This window comes from Methanocaldococcus lauensis (genome assembly GCF_902827225.1).
GTDB lineage: Archaea > AGJL01 > Methanococci > Methanococcales > Methanocaldococcaceae > Methanocaldococcus > Methanocaldococcus lauensis.
In genome coordinates this window covers 1,261,449-1,280,444 of sequence record NZ_LR792632.1, presented here as the reverse complement: position 1 = coordinate 1,280,444, position 18,996 = coordinate 1,261,449, and the positions used below count along the sequence as shown (strand labels likewise).

Annotated in this window: 15 protein-coding genes, 2 tRNA genes, 1 pseudogene and 1 CRISPR repeat array; of the genes and pseudogenes, 10 read left to right on the top strand and 8 right to left on the bottom strand. The window is 28.9% G+C overall.

Annotated elements, in window-relative coordinates; translation table 11 throughout:
• Positions 1 to 56: 56 nt before the first annotated feature.
• Positions 57 to 1,370: a pyruvate kinase gene (pyk, locus tag KMP69_RS06765; protein WP_250543653.1), complete on the top strand. Its 1,314-nt coding sequence runs from the start codon at positions 57 to 59 to the stop codon at positions 1,368 to 1,370.
• 6 nt (positions 1,371 to 1,376) lie between these two features.
• Here the strand turns inward: pyk and KMP69_RS06760 are convergent, their stop codons facing one another.
• Positions 1,377 to 2,141: a bifunctional fructose-bisphosphatase/inositol-phosphate phosphatase gene (locus KMP69_RS06760; RefSeq protein ID WP_214400793.1), complete on the bottom strand. Its 765-nt coding sequence runs from the start codon at positions 2,139 to 2,141 to the stop codon at positions 1,377 to 1,379.
• Positions 2,142 to 2,245: 104 nt separating this feature from the next.
• A complete protein-coding gene (locus KMP69_RS06755; protein ID WP_214400792.1) occupies positions 2,246 to 2,542 on the bottom strand; it encodes a SemiSWEET transporter in 297 nt (98 codons plus the stop codon).
• A gap of 62 nt (positions 2,543 to 2,604) precedes the next feature.
• Here KMP69_RS06755 and KMP69_RS06750 point away from each other — a divergent pair, with 62 nt between their 5' ends.
• Both KMP69_RS06750 and recJ read left to right on the top strand, forming a co-directional pair.
• Positions 2,605 to 3,789, top strand: coding sequence for a preprotein translocase subunit SecD (locus tag KMP69_RS06750; RefSeq protein ID WP_214399684.1), 1,185 nt, complete (start codon positions 2,605 to 2,607; stop codon positions 3,787 to 3,789).
• 79 nt (positions 3,790 to 3,868) lie between these two features.
• Complete coding sequence (gene recJ, locus KMP69_RS06745) at positions 3,869 to 5,275, top strand: single-stranded-DNA-specific exonuclease RecJ (protein ID WP_214399683.1); 1,407 nt, start codon at positions 3,869 to 3,871, stop codon at positions 5,273 to 5,275.
• Positions 5,276 to 5,287: 12 nt separating this feature from the next.
• Here recJ and KMP69_RS06740 read toward each other — a convergent pair whose 3' ends face one another.
• Entirely contained in the window at positions 5,288 to 5,887 is a 600-nt protein-coding gene (locus tag KMP69_RS06740; protein ID WP_214399682.1) for a class I SAM-dependent methyltransferase, read from the bottom strand.
• 171 nt (positions 5,888 to 6,058) lie between these two features.
• Between KMP69_RS06740 and argF the strand changes: the two genes are divergently transcribed.
• Both argF and KMP69_RS06730 read left to right on the top strand, forming a co-directional pair.
• Entirely contained in the window at positions 6,059 to 6,973 is a 915-nt protein-coding gene (gene argF, locus KMP69_RS06735; protein ID WP_214399681.1) for an ornithine carbamoyltransferase, read from the top strand.
• A 541-nt stretch (positions 6,974 to 7,514) separates the two neighbouring features.
• Positions 7,515 to 8,316: a CRISPR direct-repeat array (repeat unit 32 nt; unit sequence GTCTAAAATCAGACCCCTAAGGGGATGGAAAT).
• Positions 8,317 to 8,733: 417 nt separating this feature from the next.
• Positions 8,734 to 9,024, top strand: coding sequence for a metal-sulfur cluster assembly factor (locus tag KMP69_RS06730; RefSeq protein ID WP_214399680.1), 291 nt, complete (start codon positions 8,734 to 8,736; stop codon positions 9,022 to 9,024).
• A 696-nt stretch (positions 9,025 to 9,720) separates the two neighbouring features.
• Here the strand turns inward: KMP69_RS06730 and KMP69_RS08240 are convergent.
• Together KMP69_RS08240 and KMP69_RS06725 are read right to left on the bottom strand one after the other, a co-directional pair.
• Positions 9,721 to 9,807: pseudogene (locus KMP69_RS08240) on the bottom strand (hypothetical protein); the annotation flags it as partial.
• A 106-nt stretch (positions 9,808 to 9,913) separates the two neighbouring features.
• Positions 9,914 to 10,025, bottom strand: a tRNA-Met gene (locus tag KMP69_RS06725).
• A 100-nt stretch (positions 10,026 to 10,125) separates the two neighbouring features.
• Between KMP69_RS06725 and KMP69_RS06720 the strand changes: the two genes are divergently transcribed.
• The 3 genes from KMP69_RS06720 to KMP69_RS06710 all read left to right on the top strand — a co-directional run bounded on the left by KMP69_RS06720 (position 10,126) and on the right by KMP69_RS06710 (position 13,648).
• Positions 10,126 to 10,213 (top strand) — tRNA-Leu (locus KMP69_RS06720).
• A 160-nt stretch (positions 10,214 to 10,373) separates the two neighbouring features.
• Entirely contained in the window at positions 10,374 to 11,675 is a 1,302-nt protein-coding gene (locus KMP69_RS06715) for a radical SAM protein (protein WP_214399679.1), read from the top strand.
• 32 nt (positions 11,676 to 11,707) lie between these two features.
• Positions 11,708 to 13,648, top strand: coding sequence for an IGHMBP2 family helicase (locus KMP69_RS06710; protein WP_214399678.1), 1,941 nt, complete (start codon positions 11,708 to 11,710; stop codon positions 13,646 to 13,648).
• Between the two features lie 4 nt (positions 13,649 to 13,652).
• Here the strand turns inward: KMP69_RS06710 and KMP69_RS06705 are convergent, their stop codons facing one another.
• From KMP69_RS06705 to KMP69_RS06695, 3 genes are all read right to left on the bottom strand, one after another.
• Positions 13,653 to 14,957, bottom strand: a complete 1,305-nt coding sequence (locus tag KMP69_RS06705) for an IS200/IS605 family accessory protein TnpB-related protein (RefSeq protein WP_214399677.1) — start codon at positions 14,955 to 14,957, stop codon at positions 13,653 to 13,655.
• A 196-nt stretch (positions 14,958 to 15,153) separates the two neighbouring features.
• Entirely contained in the window at positions 15,154 to 15,498 is a 345-nt protein-coding gene (locus tag KMP69_RS06700) for a DUF473 family protein (RefSeq protein WP_214399676.1), read from the bottom strand.
• Positions 15,499 to 15,792: 294 nt separating this feature from the next.
• Complete coding sequence (locus KMP69_RS06695; RefSeq protein ID WP_214399675.1) at positions 15,793 to 16,494, bottom strand: proteasome assembly chaperone family protein; 702 nt, start codon at positions 16,492 to 16,494, stop codon at positions 15,793 to 15,795.
• Positions 16,495 to 16,603: 109 nt separating this feature from the next.
• On the opposite strand from KMP69_RS06695, the gene KMP69_RS06690 reads away from it, so the two are divergent.
• Positions 16,604 to 18,187, top strand: a complete 1,584-nt coding sequence (locus KMP69_RS06690) for a dihydropteroate synthase-like protein (protein WP_214399674.1) — start codon at positions 16,604 to 16,606, stop codon at positions 18,185 to 18,187.
• A gap of 88 nt (positions 18,188 to 18,275) precedes the next feature.
• Positions 18,276 to 18,995 carry a biotin--[acetyl-CoA-carboxylase] ligase gene (locus tag KMP69_RS06685; protein ID WP_214399673.1) on the top strand — a complete coding sequence of 240 codons (720 nt, stop codon included), beginning with the start codon at positions 18,276 to 18,278 and terminating at the stop codon, positions 18,993 to 18,995.
• The last annotated feature ends 1 nt before the right edge of the window (position 18,996 follow it).

The following is an 18,996-nucleotide window of genomic DNA, read 5'->3' as shown; positions in this document are numbered from 1 at the left end:
AAACTTATGTGGTGAATAACTTGCAAAACTGTAGGAAAACTAAAATTTTAGTAACAATGGGTCCTTCTTTAGAAAGTAGATTAAATGAGGCAATAAATTTAATAGATGGAGTTAGATTTAATATGTCTCACTCTACAAAAGACTACTGTGAAAAGTTTTTGAATATATTGGAAAAAAATAACATCGCCAAAGTTATGGATTTGAAGGGAATAAAGATTAGAGTAAAAAAAGTCAGATTAAAAAATAAGATATTAAAAGAAAGGGATAAAATAGTTATTGGTAAAAATGGAGATATAGAGCTTAATTATAATATAAATACAATTGATGAAGGACACTTTATTCTAATAAACGATGGGAAAGTTAAATTGAAAGTAGAAAAAAATGAAAATGATAAGATAATTGCAGTTGTAATTGTTGGTGGAGAGATTAAGGAGGGAATGGGTGTAAATCTTCCAGATACAAAAATAGAATTGCCAATAATTGATAAACAAGATAGGGGGAATATAAAATTTGCTGTAGAAAAAGATTTTGAATATATCGCCTTATCATTTGTTAGAAATAAGGATGATGTTAAGGAGTTAAAGGATATTATAGAGGAATATAAAGGAGATTGTGAAGTAATATCAAAAATAGAAACTAAGGAAGGTTTAAAAAATGTTAAAGAGATAGGAAAAGTTAGTGATGGATTGATGGTAGCAAGAGGAGATTTAGGAGTTGAGGTTCCAATAGAAAGAATTCCAATAGAACAAAAAAACATTTTAAGAATTGCCAATAAATACGGAATTTTGTCAATAACTGCCACGCAGATATTGGATTCTATGATTCACAATCCATATCCTACGAGAGCTGAGGTTACAGACATTGCTAATGCCATATATGATGGAACTGACTGCTTAATGCTGTCTAATGAAACTACCATTGGAAAGTATCCAATAGAGGCTATAAAAGTTTTAAATAAAGTGGCAGAAGTTGCTGATAAACACTATGAAGAGTTTGGGGATAGAGTTTGCTTAGAAGTTAAAAGTGTTGATGAAGGTTTAGCATACGCTGTTTATGAACTCTATAAAAAGTTAAACTGTAAATTAATCATAACTCCCACATATTCTGGAAGATCTGCAAAGATTATATCAAAATTGAGGATAAATAGTAAAATAATAGCTCCAACGCCAAACTTAAAAACTATAAGAAAACTAAGATTAGTTTGGGGAGTAAATAGTTGTTTAATGGAAGAATTTAACGATATAGAAAACATAATAAATGCCTGTAGAGATATTGCAAAAAGAGAAATTAAGAGTGGGATTTATATAGTTACCTTAGGACATCCAATAGGTAAGAAGAAAACAAACACTGTGAAAGTTGAATATATCTAAAGTATTTTATTTTTGTAATGTTTCCAATATCATATTTAACATTTCCTTACTATTTGCTACAATAATATTTAATCTATCTGTTGCATTTAATTTAAATTTAAGTTCTTTTCCATTTTCGTCAGTTATTAATGCTCCTGCCTCCTTACATATTATATATGAGGAGGCAATATCAACTGCTCTAACTTTTGGTCTTATATCTAAAACAGCGTCTAAGGAACCTTTTGCCACATAACACATCTCTAAACCAAATGCCCCAAATATTCTAACTCTTTTAACTTTATCTCTTAATTTATTAATATCTGTTTTATTATTAGGATAGTAACTTATAGTTATGTCATTAGGGTTGAATTCTTTAACTTTAATTTTTTCTCCATTTAAATAACTTCCTTTTTTATAATATGCCTCATAAAAGCTTTTAGTTATAAATTCATATGTTAATCCATAGTAAGGTTTATTATTCTTATAAACCCCAAAACAAAAGGCAAAGAATGGAATTCCATTTATAAAATTAAATGAACCATCAACTGGGTCTATAACAACAGTCCATTCACTACCATTATCTATAATTCCAATTTCTTCACTAACAATATTTACATTCAAAGGTTTCAAAAACTTTAAGGCAATATCTTCACTTATTTTATCAAAAATTTCTGTATCATCACCACTCGGAGATTTTCCAACAACATAAGATTTCTCTTTTTTCCCAAAATACTTTAATATTGAACTCTCAATTTCCTTAGCAATATTTTTTCCAATTTCATCCCATTTCATAACTGACCATCTCATAATTTTTTTCTTTTTTTTAAGTTCATCTTTTATTTTTAAATAGGTTATAGGTATCTCAAGCATAGGACTTCGTCCTATTGCTATACCTGCTAACTAAGTTTTCTTTTCTTCAGAGTATCCTTTATTTTTAAATAAGTTATAGGTATCCAAAACATTAAAGATAAAATGTTAAATACTATTATTGGATAATCATTTCTTAATATTCCATACACTAACCAAAGAGATAATCCAGTAGTAAATGTTATTACAAATGTCAATGAGATGTTACTCATATCTTTCTCTTTCAAAGATTTTATTAGTTGAGGTAGAGAGGCAAAGGTCGTTAAAGTTCCAGCAATGTATCCAATAATTGAAATGTCAATAAGATTATCCATAATTATCACCATCATTTTATAAGCCGAATATAAATAAAAACTTACAGTTATATAGTTTAAGATAGGTGGAAATAATGGATATTAAAAAACTACTGAAAGATAGAAAAATACTACTATTAATATTATCTCTTACAATCTCAATATTTCTTATAGCATTTAACGGGCTACAGTTTGGAGTTGATTTAAGTGGTGGAACAGTTATTGTTTTAAAGTCAGATAGACCTATGAACGATCAAGAAATGCAATTAACTGTAAATATTATTAAACAAAGATTGGATGCTAATGGTCTGAGTAATGTTGTAGTGTATCCAAGAGGTAATGATGAAATAGTTGTTATAATACCTAAAAGTTCAGATACTGATAGAATAATTAAAATACTTAAACATCAAGGGGTTTTAATAGCAAAAATTGACAATGTAACAGTATATACTGGGAAAGATGTTAAAAATGTATATCCTCCAACTAAAGTTCCTACAGAATCTGGATGGGCTTATGGTGTGCAGTTTGAATTATCTTTGGATGCAGCTAAGAAATTTGCTGAAATTGCCAAAGGAAAGGCATATCACAAAGTATATATATACTTCGATGGAAAGTTAATCTCTGCACCAGTATTATCTCCAGGTTTAACTGATGGAAGACCACATCCTCAGCAGGTTATTACTCTTGGGCAATATCCTCCTACTAAGGAGGAAAAAGACGAAGCTATGGTTTTATATACAGCATTAAAATCTGGAGCCTTACCTGTAAAATTAAATGTTGAATATACTTATGTAGTTTCTCCAGAATTTGGTAAAGAGTTTTTAAAAGGAACATTTATTGCCTTATTATTGGCATTTGTTGCAGTTGGTATAATAGTTGGTATAAGATATAGACAGATAAAAATTGCCATTCCAATTTTAATAACATGTATCTCAGAGATAATTATTATATTAGGATTTGCATCTCTAATTAAGTGGAAATTAGATATTCCGTCAATTGCAGGTATTATTGCGGCTGTTGGTACCGGAGTAGATAACCAAATAGTTATAACAGATGAGACATTAAAAGGTAGAAAAATAAAAGCAAGTATCAAGAGGGCGTTCTTTATAATATTTGCCTCGGCGGCAACATCAATAGCAGCAATGCTTCCTTTATTCGTGCTTGGAGTAGGTATGTTAAAAGGTTTTGCTATAACAACAATTGCAGGAGTTTTAATTGGAATATTTATAACAAGACCTGCGTTTGCAAGAATTATTGAGGAGATGTTTAAAAAATTTTAGATTAAAATTTTAATCTCTTAACTCTTTTTTATTTATTTGAGATTTTAAAATTTACAGAAATTACTTTTTCAGTGATACTATGAAAGATTGGATTGAATTAAAGAAAGGAACTAAAGTATTAGAACAAAACAAAAACAACAAAATATTGATAATTACTCACATAGATACAGATGGACTTACATCAAGGGTTATTTTACAAAAACTATCTGAAAGATTGCAGTTAGATGCTGATTTTATGTTTTTAAAGCAAATAACATTAGAAACTATCGATACTATTCCATTTAAAGATTATGAGTTAGTAATTTTTGCTGATTTGGGAAGTGGACAGTTAAAAATGATTACTGAGAAAATTGAAGAGATAAATTACAAAAAAAATATTATAATATTAGACCATCACCAACCTGAAGAAGTTAAGATTCCTAAGAATATTATACATATAAATCCAATAACTATAGGAAAGAGTGGGGGAGAAATTTGCGGGGCGGGAGTTTCATATTTATTTGCAAAAACTATTAACAACAACTGGATTGATTTGGCTAAATATGCAGTTTTAGGGGCTGTTGGAGATATACAAAACATTGAAGGTAAATTAACTGGGTTAAATAAAATTATATTGGCAGATGCTATATTTGCTGGAGATATTAAAAAATATATGGATTTACAATTTTATGGTAGGCAAACTCGTCCTCTATTTGTTTCTATGAGATATTGGAGCGATATTAGGACTGATTTATTAAATAATGACTCAAGAGTTATCAAATACATTCACTATATAAATAAAAAATACGACATAAATATAGATCCAACGATAAGATTGGCTGAAATACCTTTTGAATACAAAAAAATTATTGGAAATGAACTTTTAATTAAATGTTTAAACTATGTTCCAAATCACTGGGCTCCATATGTTCCAAAAGTTATATTTGGAGAGGTTTATGAATTTAAATCTGAAGAATTTGGCTCTCCATTAAGAGACTTAGAGGAATTCTCAACATGCATAAATGCTTGCTCAAGATATGGTGATTATGAAACTGCCTTAAATGTCTTAATGGGAGATAGAGGAAAATATTATAGTAGAATGCTTTCAAATTTGAGAAAACATAGGAATAATTTAAGAGAGGCATTAGAACATGTAAAGAATGAAGTTGAAATAGTTAAAAAAGATAAATTTCAATACTTTGAAACTGATAAGATTATGCCAAATATTGTTGGAATTGTTGCTGGAATGAGCTATTCTATTGAAGAAGTAGATTGGATGAAGCCAATATTTGCTATAACAGAGGATGATAACGGCTATAAGGTCTCTGCAAGATGTCCAAGACTTTTATGTTTTGCAGATAATGTAAATTTAGCTAAAGCAATAAAATACGCTTCTGAAAAAGTTGACGGTAGTGGAGGAGGGCATAAATTTGCCTCTGGTGCATACATCCCCAATAACAAAAAAGAATTTATAAGATATATTGATATAGCTTTAAACAATTTATAAAATTATTATAAATTACTTTAAATTCTTTACAGATTTTAAAACTCTATAACCTCCTTTTATAGTAACTGTTTCAACATTTCCAAAGACTTCTTCCATAAATTTTGCTAATGATTTAGCTCCTTGTTTTGTCTGTATAACTACCCAAAGCTCTCCTCTATCCTTTAACATCTCCTTGCCTTCTTTAACAATTCTGTGAAGGACTTCCTTCCCAGCTCTTATTGGAGGGTTGGTTATAATTTTATCAAACTTACAGTTTTTAATATTTTCATATAAGTCACTGTAAATAACTTTTATATTGTGATTTTCTAAATTATTTAACTTTATATTTTCTTTAGCTAATTTTAAAGCCCTCCTATTTATATCTACCATCGTAACTGACTTTACTTCGTCAGCCAAAGATATTCCAATAACTCCATAACCACAACCCAAATCTAAGATATTATCATCTTTATTAACTTCCACATTTTCAATCAAAATTTTAGTTCCTTTATCTACCTTACTATGAGAAAAAACGCCAGAGTCAGTTTTAAATTTCAATTTTTTGCCTCTTAATATATCTTCAATAATTTTAATTTCTGATTTTGTAGTAGGGCATTCAGAAAAATAGTGCATTGTATCACCAAAATGTTTATAACTTTGTTTAAATTAAAATATTAATCTCCAATTATAAATAAAATTTAATAAAATTTAATCATAAAACATAAATTAAATAGTATAGTCTCAATGTTTAAGCACATTTATAATGTTTAGTTTGTTATGTAATATTTTATCTTAGGTGATATAATGCATCTTTTGGACTTAGATTGTTTGAGTAGGGAGGATGTATTGAAAATTATTGACTATGGAATATATTTTAAAAAAAATAGAAGAAAACACGAAAAAGTTTTAGATGGTAAGAGTGTGGCAATATTATTTGAAAAACCCTCAACAAGAACAAGAATGAGTTTTGATATTGCTGTTTATGAGTTAGGAGGTCATCCTTTAATAATGAATCAAAATGAGATACATTTAGGAAAGAAGGAGTCAATAAAAGATACAGCAAGGGTTATGAGTAGATATGTAGATGCAATTGTGGCAAGAGTTTATAGGCATAGAGATTTAGAGGAGATGGCTAAGTATTCGTCAGTTCCAGTAATAAATGCACTAAGTGATCTGGCTCATCCTTGTCAGATATTGGCTGATTTAATGACAATAAAAGAATATAAGGGAAAATTTAAAGGATTAAAAATTGCTTACTTAGGAGATGGAAATAATGTATGTAATTCTTTAATTTTAGGTTCTGCCTTAGTAGGAATGGATATATATGTGGGAACACCAAAAGGTTATGAGCCTAATGCCCAAGTAGTATTAAAGGCAAAAGAAATTATTGAAGAGTACGGAGAAGGTTCTTTAACTTTAACTAACGATCCAATAGATGCCGCAAAAGATGCTGATATACTATATACTGATGTTTGGGTAAGTATGGGTGATGAGAAAAATAAAGAGGAAGTTTTAAAAGTATTTCCTCCATTCCAAATAAATAATAAATTATTAGAGTATGCCAAAGATGATGTAATCGTTATGCACTGTCTTCCAGCAAATAGAGGACTTGAAATAACTGACGATGTAATTGATGGAGAACATTCAGTTGTCTATGATGAGGCAGAAAATAGATTACATGTTCAAAAAGGAGTATTTAAATTTATATTTAAAGCATAGAGGGATACCCTCTATTGCTCCATAGGGGGTTTCACCCCCTATGGTTCGGAATACCTCCGAATATTTGCATTTTTTGTTTAATTTTGGGTATCCTAATAGGGCGAAGCCCTATGGTTCGGGATACTCCCGATGCATTGCTTCCTAAAGGAAGCAATGTCCCTTTTTCATAATTTACCCTCTCTCGCTAAAAAATTTTATTTTTTAATTTAGAGGATTTTAATTTAATATTTTTAAATTTTATGGGATTTTATTAAATTTTGGAGGGTCGTCTATTTTGATTAATTTGAATAATTAAGTTTATTAAATTATTGAGATTTTTAGGAGATTTTGGTAATTTATTTTTATCTTCAATTTTCCCAGATAAATAAGTTAATAATAAAAATTTAAAGGATTTTTAAGCAAATAAATAAAAATAGAAAAGTTTATATATAAGTTCGGAGGTATATAAATAACAAGGGTTATTGACCCTTCGAACTATAACCCCCTAACAAAGAAGCATAATAAAGTAATTTTAGACCTTAATATCAAAAAATTATGCCCTGTCTAAAATCAGACCCCTAAGGGGATGGAAAGTATTTCCGAACTTTTTCGTTAAGATTATCTGTTGAAATTGTCTAAAATCAGACCCCTAAGGGGATGGAAAGACACTTTTCCAGTAACACCATCCACAAACAGTAACTGTCTAAAATCAGACCCCTAAGGGGATGGAAAGGTTGATGATATATTAGGTTATGCAATGGGAACTGATAGTCTAAAATCAGACCCCTAAGGGGATGGAAAGACATCAGAAAATGTTCTTTATTTATTACAAAACTGTCTAAAATCAGACCCCTAAGGGGATGGAAAGAAGTTCAATATACAAAAAAGAATTTGCATATAAAAAAACGTCTAAAATCAGACCCCTAAGGGGATGGAAAGCCGTCAGATACACCAATTTCTAAGATTTCATTTTTGTCTAAAATCAGACCCCTAAGGGGATGGAAAGAGTGCCATAAAATCTGAAAAAGCAAAGTCAATTAGTAAGTCTAAAATCAGACCCCTAAGGGGATGGAAAGACGTTTTCATGCAGTTTTATCGCCTCGATGTGAGTTTTTTTATCGTCTAAAATCAGACCCCTAAGGGGATGGAAAGAATTCAAGGTTATTATGGCTTATCTGAAAATATCGTGTCTAAAATCAGACCCCTAAGGGGATGGAAATTTCTATGTATCTTTTTTCATCTTCGTAAAATGACAACACGCAGTCTAAAATCAGACCCCTAAGGGGATGGAAATTTTCTTAAAAATACTTCTCCTTCTGTTCTGGTTTGAGCGTCTAAAATCAGACCCCTAAGGGGATGGAAATATTTAAATTTTTAATTTTATTTTTAGTATCATAAAAATCCATAGATTTCTACATTTACATATATTTTAAAAGTAATAACGACTTTCGGTAAATTCTAAAATTTTTGTTACAAAATAATAAAAATATCAAAAAATTATTATGATAATTCTAAATATTTATAGAATTTTAATATATAATAAGAAAAATTTAATTTTTTTATGATTTATTATCATCTTTCCTAAAAAATTCCAAGATTTGGTATTTATTATTATGAATAAATTTTAAATTATATAAAAAGGTATATAAAATGAGATAATACTTACATAATAGTTTAAAAGAAATCTTTATATTTTCCACAATATTTAAAACATTAAAACAACCCAAATAAAATATTTATAAGGGTATCCATAAATTAAAAATAAAAAATGAGGTGTAATTATGGTTACTAAAGAAGATGTTATAATGGCTCTAAAAACAGTTGCAGACCCACACATGGGAATAAGTATTGTAGATATGGGCTTAGTTAGAGATTTAGAAGTTGATGAAGAAGGAAATGTTAAATTTAAATTAATTCCAACTAATCCTGCCTGTATGAGTGTTATGGCAATGGCATTTCAAGCAAAAGATGCTGTTAAATCCTTAGAAGGAGTTAAAAATGTTGATGTTATAGTAGAAGGGCACATTATGGAAAAAGAGATTAATGAAATGTTAAAAGAAGATAAAAAGTAAATAAACTATTTTATTTTTATTAACTTTTTTAATATGCATATTAATAATATTAATTTTACTTTCTTGCTTTTATAAAGGGGTTGTTTGGATTTGGTACTAGAAAATTAGTAAAAAGTATTACTAATTTTTTCTGATTAAAATTTAGATTTTTTAGAGATTTTGATTGTTTGTTTTTATTTTATGTGTTTTAAGTTTGATTTTATTTTTAAAGATATAAAATAACTTTTAATTATTGAGATTTTTGTTTGTGGTTGTGTATTGTATTTATAAAATTATTGCACAACCTTTCTTACTCTTATAAATACTTTGATAATCAGGCAGTCAGAAAAATCGAGTGTTAAAAGAAAGATTTATATAGGAGTTTGAATATAGAATAAGCAATAGTTGGTAGTGTTTGAATCGTTAGTCCATTAAAACAAGGATGGAAACTTTGATTCCAATTATCATTTTCTTCATCTTCTATATGGGTTTGAATACTTAGTCCATTAAAATAAGGAATAACAAATAAAAAATAGAATACTCTGGGGGTATACCAATAGGGGGCTCTGCCCTCTATGGCCATAGGGCTATGCCCTATACCCTAAATTAAAAAAGCAGGCTTAATATGGGAGGTATACCAATAGGAGGGTGGAACCCTCCTATGGGTTTATTAAAACAAGGATGGAAACAAATACGAATGGGACCATAATGTAAAAATTATAAAACTCTTTTTATAGCATTCCATACTAAATAACTCTTCTGTGGCATTATAGTCTCTTCAATTGGATTTAAGAATAAGATATTTATTTAGAACTCCTTAATTTTTTTAGATATTTTAGTGTTTCTTCTTGTTTTATTGTTATATTCTAATACTCAAATTAACGAATATAATGATATAAAATAAAATAAATGGTGCCGAGGGAGGGATTCGAACCCTCGACCTCCCGGTTTCCCAGGACCCAGGCTTTATGCCTGGGATATCCGTATGAGCCGGGCGCTATAACCAGCTAAGCCACCTCGGCACATAAGATACCAATATAGCCAATATCCATAACTCATATATATATTTTTCGGCGTAAGGTTTATATATAAATGTTATAAAATAAAATTTCCTAATAGAGAGCGGGGGTCGCCAAGCCAGGTCAAAGGCGCCAGATTGAGGGTCTGGTCCCGTAGGGGTTCGCGGGTTCAAATCCCGTCCCCCGCACCATCTTTGTAATTTTAATTTTTTAGTTTGTTCTATTTTTTCAAAATTAAAATTTAAAAAGTTAATTGGGTTTTATTTTTTAGATAAAATTTTTTGTATTTTGTAGTTAAAATTTATAACATTATTTTCATTAATGTAAATATTTAAAATATTGTGTGAGATTATGGTAATTTTAGATCTATCAAAATATAGGATGATTACTGATGTTAAAAACATTGGAAATACTTTAATTTTAGAAATCAATAAAATTTATGAAGTTAAAGTTGATATTCCCTACAATGAGGTTGAAATTGAAAATTCAATAATAAAAATTAACGCCCATCCAAAAAGAGCAGAGAATATAAAAGTTGGAATTTTAAACTTAATCTCTTACAGTATTGCCAATAATTTGAAGAGTAAGATAACAAAAAGGAGAACTATATATATAAATGAGCCAATCCCTTTGATTGGGCATACTGCCTTTGGATTGATTGAGAGAGGAAGAAATATAATACAGGTTAGAGGACATTGTGGTTGTAATTTAAACTGCATATTTTGTTCTGTTGATGAAGGAGAGTTTTCAAAAACCAGAAAAAATGATTATTATGTAAATTTAGAGTATTTAATTGAAAATTATAAAAAAATAGTTGAATTTAAAGAAAATAAATTTATTGAGGCTCATTTAGATGGGCAGGGAGAACCTTCTTTATATTATCCCTTAGTCGATTTAGTTCAGGAGTTATCTGAGATTAACAAAAAAGGTAATGGAATAGTTTCAATGCAAAGTAATGGAACTACATTAACTTATAAATTAATAGATGAATTAGAAGAGGCAGGATTGCATAGAATAAACTTGTCTATAAATGCTTTAGATGAAAATATGGCAAAAATGCTCTCTGGTAGGAGAGATTATAAAATAGAAAAAATTTTAGACATTGCAGAGTATATAAAAAATTCTAAAATTCATTTATTAATTGCTCCTCTTTTGTTGCCAAACATAAACGATGAAGAATTTAAAAGAGTTATTGACTATGCTGTTGAATTAGACAAAAAAATTCCTCAAAATATTATAAATCCAATAACTGGAAAAAAAGACCCTATTTTAGGTTGCCAGTTATGTAGAGTTTATCAATTTGGTAGAAGACCAAAAAAAATGAAAGTTTGGGATTTTGAGAAGTTTTATAATTTGTTAAGAAAGTATGAGTTAGAATATGCAAAAAAGGGGATTAATGTAAAATTAATATTAACTCCAAAAGATTTTGGAACTCACAGAAGGAAAAGACTGCCATATCCTTTTAAAGTAGGAGAAGTTATTAAAGCTAATGTAGTTTTAGACGGAAGAATTAAAGGAGAAGTTTTGGGAGTATCTAAAGATAGAGTAATTCAAATAATTAATGTAAAAAATGAACAAAGTCTGATTGGGAGGAATGTTAAAGTGAGAATTTTGAGAAATAAAGACAATATAATTGTAGGTGAGTTAGTTTAAATCAATTTTGAATAATTTTTAATGGTGATATGATGAATTTAATAGATTTGTATGTAAAGAAGTTTATGAAGTTAATTGAAATTGAAAGGAAGTGTGAAATGGATTTTCATAAAAATGAGATAATTAGGTTAGGAAAAAAGAGAGAAAATGTAGGAAGGGCTATTTTAAATTTAAAAGGAAAATTCTTAGGAGAAAGTTTAGGTTGCACAATTGTAAGGTTTGGTAGAAAAAAAAGCTTTAAAACAGAAATATCTCCGGGAGATGTTGTCTTAATAAGTAAAGATAACCCTTTGGAGAGTGATTTATACGCTAATGTCATTTATGTAGGAAAAAACTTTATAGATGTTGCCTTTGATGTAGATGTTCCAAAGTGGGTTTATAAAGAAAGAGTTAGAATTGACTTATATGTCAATGACATTACATTTAAGAGAATGAAAGAGGCTTTGAGAGAATTTGCAAAAAAGAGAGATAAATTAGCATATATAATTTTAGGTATAGAACATCCAGAAAAACCTTTGAGAGAAGATATTGAATTAGAATTTTATGATAAAAGTTTAAATGAATCTCAAAAGTTGGCTGTTAAAAAAGCAGTTTTAAGTAAAGATTTATATTTAATACATGGCCCTCCGGGAACTGGAAAAACGAGAACTTTAACTGAGGTTATTGTTCAGGAGGTTAGATTTAATAAACATAAGGTTTTAGCTACTGCTGACTCAAACATTGCGGCAGATAACATTTTGGAATATTTAGTTAAAAAATATCCTGACTTAAAGGTTGTTAGAATAGGACATCCTACAAGAATTTCAAAAGATTTAATTCAACATTCATTACCTTACTTAATTGAAAATCACGAAAAATATCAAGAAATTTTATCTTTAAGAAAAAAAATCAAAGAAATTAAAGAAGATAGAGATAAATTTTTAAAACCATCTCCAAGATGGAGAAGGGGAATGAGTGATGAACAGATATTAAAAGTAGCTAAGAGAAGAAAAGATTATAGAGGAATTCCTAAAGAAAAAATTATCAGTATGGCAGAGTGGATTATAAGAAATAAAAAAATTAAAAAAATAATCAATAATTTAGAAGATATTACTGAAAAAATTGTAAATGAAATTTTAAGTGAGGCAGATGTTATTGTTGCAACAAACTCAATGGCTGGCTCAGAAATATTAAAAGGATGGGAGTTTGATGTTGTAGTTATTGATGAAGGAAGCCAAGCGATGGAGCCTTCCTGTTTAATACCAATAGTTAAAGGAAAAAAATTAATTATGGCTGGAGATCATAAACAGTTGCCACCAACAGTTTTAAGTGAGAATGATGAATTAAAAAAGACTTTATTTGAAAGATTAATAAAAAAATATCCTGAATTTTCATCTATATTGGAAATTCAATATAGGATGAATGAGAAAATTATGGAGTTTCCAAATAGAATGTTTTATGACAATAAATTAAAGGCAGATGAGAGCGTTAAAAACATTACATTATTGGATTTAGTCAAAGAGGAAGAAGTTGATGAGGAAGATAGAGATATTATAAATGAAATTCCAGTTCAGTTTATAAATGTTGATGGTTTAGAAAGGAGAGATAAGGAATCTCCTTCTTACTACAATATAGAAGAGGCAGAGAAGGTTTTAGAAGTTGTTAAAAAACTTTTGAAGTATAAAATTCCTACAAGTGTGATTACTCCCTACGATGCCCAAGTTAGATTTTTGAGAAAGTTGTTCGAAGAGAATAATTTAGATGTAGAAGTTAATACGGTAGATGGATTTCAAGGTAGGGAGAATGAGGCAATTGTTATATCATTTGTAAGAACAAAAAATTTTGGATTTTTAAAAGATTTGAGAAGGTTAAATGTGGCTATAACAAGAGCTAAGAGGAAATTGATTTTAATAGGTAATGAGAATTTGTTAAAAACTGATGAAGTTTATAATGAAATGATTAAGTGGGGGTCTTCCCGATGTAGAGAAAGATAGACAATTATAGACATTTTAAATATTTACCGTTGAGATTGACGGTATAGACTACATCGGGATTGGGCGTCATGAGTTTCACCTCCCCTCTGGGTTCATAGGGGAGCATATCATCAACCTCCGCCCCAGACACGGGAACCCCAACTCCGCCTTTCAATTTTTTAATTAATTTAATCCCTCTTTTAAAGATGTTAAAAGAGCCTACTAACTGTCTATTAAATGATTTTTTACAATTCGGACAATAAACGACCTGCCCCTCTTGGGACTCCATTTTACTCCCGCATACGGGACAGGTTTTTGATGTGTAGTGTGGATTTACATAGAGAACTAAACTTTTATATTCTAACTGTTTAGCAATACTCTTCCAACTCGTTCTATCTAATTCTCTATGAAATTTCGAATTTTTATCGTACATATTGAACTTATTTAGGTCTTCGAAGATAAAAATAGCACTATGGAATAAACGAGACAATTGAGTAGTTAATTTATTAATAAAATCTTTAACTCGATTTTTTCTTCTATTTAGGTATTTTTCCAATAGCTTCCCTATTCGTTTAGGAGATTTTTTATAAATAGATTTTAATCTATCGAGAATTGAATCATAAACCTCTTTAATTCTATGGAGTTCGGATAAATCAACTCTAATCCATCCTTCAATTGGATGATATATATCGAGAGATTTTAGATTGCTATCAACTCCGACAATTATTTCTCTATTCGAATGGTTTAAAGATTGTTTGAAAGCTATATAGGCAGAGTTCTCCTTCAAAATAATTTCTCCAATCTCCCAATCTTTAACCTTATCGAAAAACCATTCATCTTTAATGTTTAAAATTAAATATTCCTTTCTCGGTTTTATCGTTATTCTTATCTCTCCTTTGTTTTTATCGTATTTTATTAAAGTAGTTTTAACTCTAATGAAGGGTCTTTTAAATATTGGTTTAATTCTTTTTCTTAATCCCTTTAAATAATTCGATTTCCAACTATCTATTGTTGAATAAGCGACTTTAATAGCCGCATCGATATAATGGGAAGCATAATTCCAACCGTTTAATAATCTTCTCCTTAACTCCCTCTTAAAATCTTTATCTTTGGGAATTTCTGGGATTAACCGAACGGTAGAGTAGTATTTATAATTATTTCCGATTTTATACCGATGTTTAACTACTTTTTCTTTCCAATGGATATTGTTCCAGATAATATCAACTGCCTTTTGAGATAGATTTAAAAAATCGATTAGAAAATTATTTAAATCATAATTGTGATTTATCTTATATGCCAGAACGATTTGGTTGGGGATTTTATTCCTCATTTTATCACCGAAATTTTTATCTCTTTTTGTATTTTGTATAATGAATTATTTTGAAAGTATAAAAAGATTTCTTTTTTAACTGTCGATATAAGAGTATCTTTACCTATCAATGTCTATATATTTTTAAACAGTTTTAAACGGCTAAATCAATAGAAAATAGCTATAAAATGAAAATGAAATCCTAATTTCTAAAAATTTAAAATGTTCTAAATCTTATTTCAATGTATTCAGAATTGGTTATAGAACATTTTGCAAAGCCCAGCATTTCTACCTTTAATCTCCCAGCAATTACTTCCTTCTCTTCAAATCCAGTAATAATTTGAGGAATTATTGAAACTTCTAAAACCTTACATAATACTCCTTCGCTACCATTTCTTAAATCCTGTTTTAAAGTCGATGTTATAAAAATAAAATCTCCTTCTTTTAGATTTTTTAAAGTTTCTAAGTTATAGGCATTTATTATAGTGAATGTTTTTATGTGATTTTCTATTAACTCATTTATAGCACTCTCTTTAATTCCAAATATTCCATATACTCTCATAATTTCACCAAATAAGCCAATAGAAATATTATTTCTATCTTCCTTAGATATTTAATTTGAGAGGCATTATCGAGCGAAGCGAGATAATGCATCCCGGGTATCCGAACCATAGGACTTCGTCCTATTGGGATACCTAAATTTACACCTCTGCCAAAGGCAGAGGTGTTAGGGAGTATAGCAATAGAGGGTTTCCCTCTATGCGGCGTATAACAATAGGGCAGAGCCCTATGGAAATAAAAATACAAACTAATGGGGGAGTATCCCAATAGAGGGGGCTACGCCCCCTCTATGGGGCTAAATATACATTGGATATTCCTTTTTCTTAGACATCATCTTTAAATGTTGTTCAGCCAATTCTTTGAGTTTGTTTTCTATATTTTCTGCCTCTTTGATTAAACTTTCAACATTAACATTTAAATTAAACATTTTATTTAATACTTCTAATAAATTGGCTCCTCCTCTTGGATCTGGTCGAACTCCTACAGTTTCTGCCAAGAGTGCAATAGCGTCAAATCCGTTATCGTCACATTTTATTAATAAATTTCCACTAATTCCTCCTAAAACTCCAAAATTAAATATTTCAACATAATTTTTTAAATTTTCCAATAATTTCTCTTTGTTGGCTATTCCAAAAACTTTTTCTGATTTCCCAGCAATTAATCCACCAAGTGAAACGAATAACTTTGGCTTATTATCTGAAAAAGTTTTTACTATTAATTCAGCTAATCTATTAATACTGTTTGGTGGTATAATTACATCTGAAAAGAGTATAACTAAATTTTTATTTGCATAAGCCCTTACTGGTGGATAGGGAGTCCCATTTTCAATTGTAGTTATTGGAGGAATTCCCTCTATTTCAAAGTATCCAAAGTATTTTAATTTCAATTCTTTTATTATTTGGTAGGCGGCGATACTTCCAACTAATCCAGTTCCAGGAAATGCCTCTATTATTATTGGTTCATCAAAATCAATATCATTCTTTTTAATAAACTTCATACTTCCACCCAAAACAACAAATTTTTATTTATATTATGTTAGTCAAATCTTTATTTATAGCTTTGTAATTTAATATTTATAAATAATTTAGTTGTTTAATGGGGATATTATGAAAATCTTAATAATAACTGGAAAGTTGGCAGAAAAAAAAGTTAAAAATGCTGTAAAAAAATATGACTTTGTTGATGTTCATATCGCCAATATATCAGTAGCCGCTTTTTTAACTCCTAATTTAATAATTAAAGAAATCAAAAAATTAGAAGATAAATTAGGCAAAAAATTAAAAGATATTTACGATTTTGTTTTAGTTACTGGATTGATAAGGCACGATTTAAAGAAAGTTGAAGAGGAAACTGGAATAAAATGTTATAAATCTACAAGAGATGCCTCAGATCTTCCTTTACTTATAGAAAATTTAGATAAAATAAAACTTTCTACAAAGGATTATGCTGATTTACAACTTTTAGAGATTATTAAAAAGAAATGTGAGGAGGAGATAAAAAAAGCAGAAGAGCAAGAACTGGGAGAGGGAGATATAAAGATTGGCTCTTTAAAAGTTGGTGATAAATTCCCAATGAGAGTTTTGGGAGAAATAGTCCATGCTCCATGGCTAAATGAAAAAGAATTAGAGGAAAAAGTAATATATTACTTAGAAAGTGGGGCTGATATGATAGATTTAGGAATGGTCAGTAATGAAAATAATAAAGATAAAATTAAGGATATGTTAAAAATTGTTAGAGATATTACTGATAAGCCAGTTAGTGTAGATACATTAAACACTACTGAATTAATAGAGGCAATAAATTTGGGAGTAGATATGATTTTAAGTGTTGATGGAGGGAATTTAGATGAATTACTACCTTATTTAAAAGATTCTGATACTGCAGTAGTTGTTTTACCAACAAACTATAAAATAAACTATGTTCCAGAAACTATTGAGGGAAAAATTAAATCCTTAGAAGAGATTATAAAAAAATTAGTTTATGAGGGGATAGAAAAAATAGTTGCAGATCCTATTTTAGAGCCAATAAATAACTTTGGATGTAACTTTATAGAGAGTGTAATTGCCTGTAGAGAATTTAAAAAAAGGAATAAAATACCTTTATTTTTTGGTGTAGGAAATGTTACTGAACTTTTTGATGCTGATAGTAATGGAGTTAATGCATTATTAGCGGCAATAGCCTCTGAAATTAATGCTAATATATTATTTACTCCTGAGGCCAGTGCAAAATGTAAATTCTCTATAAAAGAGTTGAAGATAGCCTCAAAAATGATGTTTTTAGCTAAAAAGAGAAATTCATTACCTAAAGACTTAGGATTTAATTTAATAAATTATAAAGATAAAAGATTTGATGAGGAAGTTACGTTTAATAGATACAATGTTCCAATAATCAAAGCTGAGGAGGATAAAAAACAAATATTAGACGAAGGTAGTTTTAAAATAGAAATTGATAGAAAAAATAAAGAGATTGTAGCTATATATTTTAACAAAAGAAGAGAACCTACATTAATAATTAGAGGGAAGAAACCAAAGGAGATTTATGAAACTGCAATAAGGTTAAATTTAATAAAAAAGTTAGATCACGCCGCATATTTTGGGAGAGAATTAGCTAAGGCTGAAATTGCCTTAAAAATAGGTAAAAAATACAATCAAGATTTTGATCTATTTTATAATGAATTTTGGAATGAATAATAAATGAATACTTTAAAGGTTTTAAGACAGTTAGATTTATAAATTTGATTTTGAAAAAATAAAATTATAGAATAATTGAGGGAGAAATATGGAAATAATACATTTAAGTGAAGTAGATTCAACCAATGAATATGCTAAAAAATTAGTTGAAGAAAAAAAGAAAAATTTTGTTGTCTTGGCAGATAAACAAAGTTGTGGGAAAGGTAGATGGGGAAGAGTTTGGTACTCTGATGAGGGGGGCTTATATTTCTCAATAGTTATTGATCCTAAGGAATACAATCCAAAGGTCGTAAATTTGTTAGTTCCAATATGTATAGTTGAAACTTTAAAAAAATATGTTGATAAAGATATTGAAATAGGAATAAAATTTCCAAATGATATCGTTGTTAAAGTTAATAAAAATTATAAAAAGATTGGGGGAATATTAGTAGAACTCACTGATAAATATATGGTTATAGGCGTAGGAATAGATGTAAATAATCCAATAAGGAAGGAAATTAGGGAGATAGCAGTATCTTTAAAAGAAATTGTTGGAGGAGATGTTGATAGATTAAAAATATTTAGCGATTTCTTACAAACTTTTGAAAATTACTTAAAAAAACTTGCAAATAATGAGATAGATGAATATGAAATATTAAAGAAGTATAAAAAATATTCAATAACTCTTGGAAAATATGTAAAAATACTTCTGTCAAATAATAAAATAGTTTCTGGAAAGGTTTATGATATTGACTTTGATGGAATAATCATAGGAACTGAGAATGGCTTAGAAAAAATACCTTCTGGAATCTGTATTCAAGTAAGGTAAA

What these genes read in the sequence shown, in the direction of transcription:
- KMP69_RS06695 (WP_214399675.1), bottom strand. Translation starts at nt 16,494, where the DNA reads ATGAAGTTTATTAAAAAGAATGATATTGATTTTGATGAACCAATAATA.
- KMP69_RS06730 (WP_214399680.1), top strand. Translation starts at nt 8,734, where the DNA reads ATGGTTACTAAAGAAGATGTTATAATGGCTCTAAAAACAGTTGCAGAC.
- KMP69_RS06710 (WP_214399678.1), top strand. Translation starts at nt 11,708, where the DNA reads ATGAATTTAATAGATTTGTATGTAAAGAAGTTTATGAAGTTAATTGAA.
- recJ (WP_214399683.1), top strand. Translation starts at nt 3,869, where the DNA reads ATGAAAGATTGGATTGAATTAAAGAAAGGAACTAAAGTATTAGAACAA.
- KMP69_RS06755 (WP_214400792.1), bottom strand. Translation starts at nt 2,542, where the DNA reads ATGGTGATAATTATGGATAATCTTATTGACATTTCAATTATTGGATAC.
- KMP69_RS06685 (WP_214399673.1), top strand. Translation starts at nt 18,276, where the DNA reads ATGGAAATAATACATTTAAGTGAAGTAGATTCAACCAATGAATATGCT.
- KMP69_RS06700 (WP_214399676.1), bottom strand. Translation starts at nt 15,498, where the DNA reads ATGAGAGTATATGGAATATTTGGAATTAAAGAGAGTGCTATAAATGAG.
- KMP69_RS06760 (WP_214400793.1), bottom strand. Translation starts at nt 2,141, where the DNA reads ATGAAATGGGATGAAATTGGAAAAAATATTGCTAAGGAAATTGAGAGT.
- KMP69_RS06740 (WP_214399682.1), bottom strand. Translation starts at nt 5,887, where the DNA reads ATGCACTATTTTTCTGAATGCCCTACTACAAAATCAGAAATTAAAATT.
- KMP69_RS06750 (WP_214399684.1), top strand. Translation starts at nt 2,605, where the DNA reads ATGGATATTAAAAAACTACTGAAAGATAGAAAAATACTACTATTAATA.
- pyk (WP_250543653.1), top strand. Translation starts at nt 57, where the DNA reads ATGGGTCCTTCTTTAGAAAGTAGATTAAATGAGGCAATAAATTTAATA.
- KMP69_RS06690 (WP_214399674.1), top strand. Translation starts at nt 16,604, where the DNA reads ATGAAAATCTTAATAATAACTGGAAAGTTGGCAGAAAAAAAAGTTAAA.
- argF (WP_214399681.1), top strand. Translation starts at nt 6,059, where the DNA reads ATGCATCTTTTGGACTTAGATTGTTTGAGTAGGGAGGATGTATTGAAA.
- KMP69_RS06705 (WP_214399677.1), bottom strand. Translation starts at nt 14,957, where the DNA reads ATGAGGAATAAAATCCCCAACCAAATCGTTCTGGCATATAAGATAAAT.
- KMP69_RS06715 (WP_214399679.1), top strand. Translation starts at nt 10,374, where the DNA reads ATGGTAATTTTAGATCTATCAAAATATAGGATGATTACTGATGTTAAA.